The 5,646-nt window shown below is 72.1% G+C and carries 4 protein-coding genes; 2 read left to right on the plus strand and 2 right to left on the minus strand.

All coding sequences use genetic code 11. The features are described 5' to 3' along the window. Positions 1–328 precede the first annotated feature (328 nt). The gene (locus ACWDYJ_RS35785; RefSeq protein WP_451569780.1) at positions 329–661 is read left to right on the plus strand and encodes a DUF3140 domain-containing protein; all 333 of its coding nucleotides are present in this window, start codon (positions 329–331) and stop codon (positions 659–661) included. A gap of 178 nt (positions 662–839) precedes the next feature. Here the strand turns inward: ACWDYJ_RS35785 and ACWDYJ_RS35790 are convergent, their stop codons facing one another. After that, positions 840–3,407, minus strand: coding sequence for a Helicase associated domain protein (locus ACWDYJ_RS35790; RefSeq protein ID WP_451569781.1), 2,568 nt, complete (start codon positions 3,405–3,407; stop codon positions 840–842). Positions 3,408–3,585: 178 nt separating this feature from the next. Between ACWDYJ_RS35790 and ACWDYJ_RS35795 the strand changes: the two genes are divergently transcribed. Then, entirely contained in the window at positions 3,586–4,659 is a 1,074-nt protein-coding gene (locus tag ACWDYJ_RS35795; protein WP_451569782.1) for a hypothetical protein, read from the plus strand. Between the two features lie 24 nt (positions 4,660–4,683). Here ACWDYJ_RS35795 and ACWDYJ_RS35800 read toward each other — a convergent pair whose 3' ends face one another. Continuing rightward, positions 4,684–5,460, minus strand: coding sequence for a class I SAM-dependent methyltransferase (locus ACWDYJ_RS35800; RefSeq protein ID WP_451569783.1), 777 nt, complete (start codon positions 5,458–5,460; stop codon positions 4,684–4,686). Positions 5,461–5,646: the final 186 nt, after the last annotated feature.

Here is a 5,646-nt window from a genome sequence, read left to right on the forward strand (position 1 = left end):
CTCCTAACAAAAATATATGTTTATTGTATGGGATGTGTTTTAAAGTGGTTTGATCGACAATGCCCGGGGGCGCCGGCCGGGGGGCGGGGGGGGGGGGCGTCCCCCCCCCCCCCCCGCCGCACCAGGCGCACCGCACCGCCTTTTCCCGGGTCTACAACGCGTTACGGATCACCACGCTCCGTGGCGCCGGAGCGATCGCTACGGACACGTCCGGACCGGGCACTCCGGCACCGGACCCTGTTTGCGGCGCAGGCCGGGGGGCAGCCGCTGGGGGAAGACACCTGCCCGGCCGGGTGGGCCCAGCCGCACGGGAGGCAGGAGGAGGGCCATGTCACCAGGAACATCCGAGGAACTCTGGAACGAATTCCACAAGGTCGTCAACATGACCTCGCGCGAGTTGGAGGACTGGTTGCGTACGCAGGCCGCGAGCGAGGACACCGAGGCGGTCCCCGACCAGGCGGGACCGGCCACCGGCCGGCAGGTGCTCAAGATCCTCGGCAAGCGCCCGGCGGACCTCACGGACGAGGACGCGAGGGTGATGCGCGAGGTCGTCGACACGGTCCGCTCGGAGCGCGTCCCGGAACTCGACACCAAGGCGGGCGACACGCAGTGGCGGCACCGCATGATGAGCATCGGCCACGACCCGCTCAAGCCCGCCTGAATCCGTCACCACCGGCACCGCCGAGGACGGGACCCGGGGTGCAGCCCCCGTCGCGACCCTGATGGCCAAGGCCGCACCCCGAACAGTCGAACGTACCCCACAACGCGCCCCCGTGCGTTCCCAGGTCCGTACGTCTCGCCAGCCGGTCGACAAATCCGGCTCCGGCCGTCCGCGCCGCTCAAGCGGCGGCGGCCCACCTCATACCGATCGCGTCGAGCTGTGCCACCCGTTCCTGGGACAGCGCGGCTCTCCTGACCCGGCAGTTGGCGATGAAGGCGCCCAGCTTGACCTCACGGACCTCCCGCTCCCGCCCCGGCTCCCGGGCGGGCAGGCCGTGCTCGTCGAGGGCCACGGCTTCCACGTGCTTGCGCGGCACCGTCAGGTGGCCCTCCCGCTCGTAGAACCGTGTCGCAGCCGCCAGGTTGACGGTCCACTTGTCGGCCTGGCTGGTCCGCCCGACAGCCTGGGCCTTCTCCCGCGCGGTGGCGGGCCCGACGCCCAGGACGTTGGCGAGCATCCACTGCTGCCCGGCGGCGAGCCCGTCCCACCCCCAGCGCTGCGTACGCACCCAGTGCCCCAAGTCCTCGCCCTGGACGACGACTTCGCCCGGGTCCATCGGTACCCGCCCGCCGTTGTCGACGTGAGCACGGACCAGTGTGAAGCCGCGCTGCCACGCGACGGACCACGCCGGACACCACGCGGGATCGATGTCCTCCAACTGCTCCCGCCGTTCCTGCGACATGGCCCACGCCAAGGGCAACGGCTTCAGCCCCCGCGCCTCCCGCCGCTCGTTCTCGGCGGTGCGCCGCGCCGCGGCCCGGGCGTTCTTGAGCCACACCCCGACGGGCTGCCCCTGCCAGACGGCGTCGACCGGCGCCAGCAGATGTCCGTGCTCGGCGGCCCAGCCCCGCGCCGCGGTGAGGCCTTCGTCCCAGGCGACGTCGCGTTCGGACCAGACCATGCCCAGCTCGTCGAGCGCCTTGACCCGCTTCGCGCCGAGCCGGCCGCCCGCATGGCCGCGGCGCGCGTCGGCGATCCACTGCCCGAGCGGGAAACCGGCCAGCACGGCAGGCCACCGCACCGGATATTCGGCCCCCGCCTCTGCCTCGGTGGCCGCGGGAACCCTGTACGCGAAGGGGACGCGGAGGTCCCCGTGCTCCCGGCGGTAGAGCATCGCCGCTTCCAGCCCGCGCAGCCAGTGCGTCTTCTCCGGCTCCAGCACCCGCAGGGAGATGAAGGCCGCGAGTTTCGCCGGGCTGCGGGGGGTGGAGAACTTCAGGAGGGCGTGCGCGGGAGCGCTGATGCCTTCCGCGTCCGCATGCCACTCGCCGGGCGTCCCGGCGTCGGCCAAGGGCGTGTACCGGCTGGGCGCCTGCGGCTCGGCAAGGCGTTCGATGACCCGGGTGTCGTGTGCGCGCAGGGCCTCGAGCAACCGTACGAGGTCACGGTAGCCACCGGAGGTGAGCATGTCGTCGGGCGTCTCACCCGGGCCGAGCAGCACCGGCACGACCAGTGAGGCCACCTTCCCCTCACCCGGCCGCATCCGCAGCGCACGCCCGACGGCCTGGACCAGGTCGGGCATCGATCCGCGCAGATCGGCCCAGAACACACTGTCGCACTGGGCGGTGTCGACCCCCTCGCCCAGCACCCGCACGGAGCTGAGAAAGGTCTTCTCGACCTCGGTCCCGTCGGCGGCCGCCCCCGCGGCGAAGTCGTCCAGGACCCGGCGCCGGTAGACGGGAGGATGTTCTCCGCACACCCAGTCCGCCCAGACCGTCGCCGGATACAGCTCCGGATCGAGAGCGTGGAGCTGGGCGCCCACGTCGGGCAGGCCGGTGGCGAAGGCTTCGGCCTCCTTCACCTGGTGGTGGAAGACGAGGGTGCGGTGAAATTCCTCCTCGGCAGCGGCCTTGACCAGGGCCGTCTGCAAGGCGGCCAGCCTCGCCCCCCGGACCCTGTCGGAACGCTGCTCCATGCCGAGGAGCTCTGCGGCCTGGAGCCCCGGGTCGCGGACGTCGACCGCGATCACCCGGTAGGGAGCGACGATGTGCCGGTCGATCGCCTCGGAGAGCGTCAGGGTGTAGCAGCGCGCGCCGAAGGGACCGTTCTCATCGTCCTCCATCGAGGCGACGAGCTCCCCGGGCCCGCTGCCCTCCACGTCCTCGCCGTCCTGCCACAGCCGAGGCGTGGCGGTCATGTAGAGGCGCCGGGCGGCGGGGATCCTGGCATTGTCGTGCACCACGGCCCACGGTTTCCCGATCCGCCCGGACGTACGGTGGGCCTCGTCCACGACCACGAGATCCCACGCCGGGAGCCCGGCCGCGTGCGCCCGTTCCAGCGTCCCGAGCCCGAGGGAGGCATAGGTGGAGAACACCACGACGTGGTCGTGGTGTGCGGTCCACCGGACGAGCTCGTCCGGATCGGTGGTGTTCGCGAACCCGAGCTCGTCCCCCCGGAGCGAGGACACCCCGAGCATCGGCCCCCTGCGCCCCGCCGCCCGCCAGGCGCGCACGCTCTGGGCCAGCAGATCCAGCGACGGCACCAGCACGAGCACACGGCCCGCACGGAGTTCATGAGCGCTCCTGGCGGCGACCAACGACTTCCCCGACCCGGTCGCCATGACCACCTGCGCCCGCAGGCCCGTCCCACCGACCCCGCCGACCCGGCCGGGCCCCGGGAGCTCCAGCGCTTTGAGCACCGCGTCCACGGCTTCCCGCTGATGCGGCCGCAACTCCATCCGGACCATGTCTGTCCAGCCTGCTTTCCCTCACCGTGGCCGCCCGCCCGATACTTCTGGCCGCGCCAGTATAAAATGAATCACTCTTCAGCCCGGCGCGGATCGCGGCCGGGGCTCCTGGAAGTGCCGCTCCGGCGGTTAGCCTCTGGATGACCGGCAGTTGACCGGTTCGGGCGAGGGGTGGACGGTGGCCGAGCGTCGGCAGGGCTGGGAGCAGCGCAACCACAGCGCGTACGGGACGCAGGCGTGGCGGCGGGCCGTGATGACGTGCGGTGCCCTGGTGGTGTGGCACACCGGCTACGACAACCGCACCGTGCGCGGCCCCGGAGGGCCCAGACCCGGCCGCCCTCACGCGCCCGACGGCGCCGAGTTCGCCGCGCGGTGGATGCCGGTGGCCGGGCTGCTGGCACTGGCGGCGTGCCGCGCGGCGAGGGAGGCCGACGTCCTGGTCGACGACGTCGAGCTGGGCGCGCTGCTGGGCTGGGTCGACGGCGCGTACACCCACCGCCTGCACGAGGGGCCGCTGGATACCGGCGAGGTTCCGGAACGCACCGCGGACGGCTGGATCCGGCTCATCGGTGACGGACGGCGTCGGTGCCGGGCCCGGCTGGTGGTCGTCGACCACCTCACCGCACACCTCGCGGACGAGGGGGCCGTCGCGGAGACCCGCGATGGGATGCCTCCGCCCCCGCTGACGCTCGGCCACCGGGCCCGCGCGGTGCGGGCCGGCGGGATACCGGACCTGGAGCCGCAGTGGGTGGCCGATGTGGCATCCGCCCGGACCCATGCCGCCCGACTCGCCCGTTCGCTCCACCAGGGCCTGTGGCGACCCACCCCGGACCACCGGGACTTCGCGCGGATCCTGCACGCCACGCTGGCCGCCGAGCCCGACTACCCGGACCTGCCCGACGGCGAGCCCGGCCCGGCGTGGATCCAGCGGCTGCTGCGGATGTCCCACATCGAGTCCACCGTCCTCACCCTCACCGCCCTGCCCGCCTACGCGCCCTTCGGCCCCGCCGCAGCGGCGGCGGACCCGCTGGGCCTGGCCGTCGGCGCGCTCGTACATACCGCGGTGCACTCCCTCGCCGAGACGGCCCGCGACCTCGAACGCCTGTGGGCGGCCCGCAGCGACCCCGTGGCCGTTTGGGAGCGGGCGCACCTGCCCCCGCCCCTGCGTACCCAGGTCGTGGAGGTCGAGCAGGTGACCGCGGAGCTGTGCACCCTCCTGTTCGAGATCGCGCACCCCGGCCCCGGGTGGTGACCTGTACGGAGCCCCGGGGATCGGTCAACCGGTGCTGACGCGGATCTTGGACTGGCCGTGCCCGAGCTTCTCCCAGTCCTCCATGAAGCGCGCCTTCAGCCCGTGTCGGGCGGCGAGGTCGACGAGGGTCTGGGTGCGGTAGTAGAAGTCCTCGCGCAGGACCTGGTGTTCGGCGCCTTCCGTGCGGTCGAAGGTGAAGTCGAACCAGCCCCCGGGGGCCAGTACCCGGCCGACGTGGGCCAGACACTCGTCGATGACCTCGATCGGTGAGTGCGAGAACACGCTGTGGGCGTGGACGACGTCGAAGTAGCCGTCGGGCAGGAAGTCCAGCGTCAGATCCCTGGTGATGGTCAAGTGCGGCACCTTGGCCTGAAGCCCCTGGGCGGTCAGCGTCTGCTTCGCGGCGATCAGGATGTCGGGCGAGATGTCGATGCCGTAGTAGTGGCCCGCGTCGAGGTGGTCGATGAAGCGCCAGCCCGCGCGGAGGTTGCCGCAGCCGATGTCGAGCATGCGGTGTTCCGGCGCGAGGCCGTGCCCCATGAGGTAGTCGAACTGCATCTGCCCCAGCGCCAGCCAGCGCTCGTGCGTCTGACTGCCGACGGCTGCCTCGGGGTTGCGGCGGGTGTCCGAGGCCATCACGGCCCGGTAGTAGTTCACGTGGTCCGGGTGCTTGAAGGCCAGCCAGCGGTCACGAGCGGCCCGCTTCAGATACGGGGCGATCCGGTCCGGTCGGCGGGCGGCGTACCGGACCTTGTGGACGAGGGATTCACGGTTGGCGACGAGGTTCTTCTGGGTGGCCATGCCTACTCCAACTCCGGTGCGCTGCGATTGCCCGGCGGCAGCCGCAGCGTCGGCTGCCGCCGGAGCGGATCCTCACGTGACCCCTCTAGGTCGTGTCGTCAAAGTCCCTCCTGGCCGGTGGGGCCTGGCACGCACGCTCCAGGCCGCACCGGCCCCGCCCTTCGGGGGGGCGGGGGGTTGTTTTGG

Source organism: Streptomyces sp. NPDC003042, assembly GCF_053591315.1.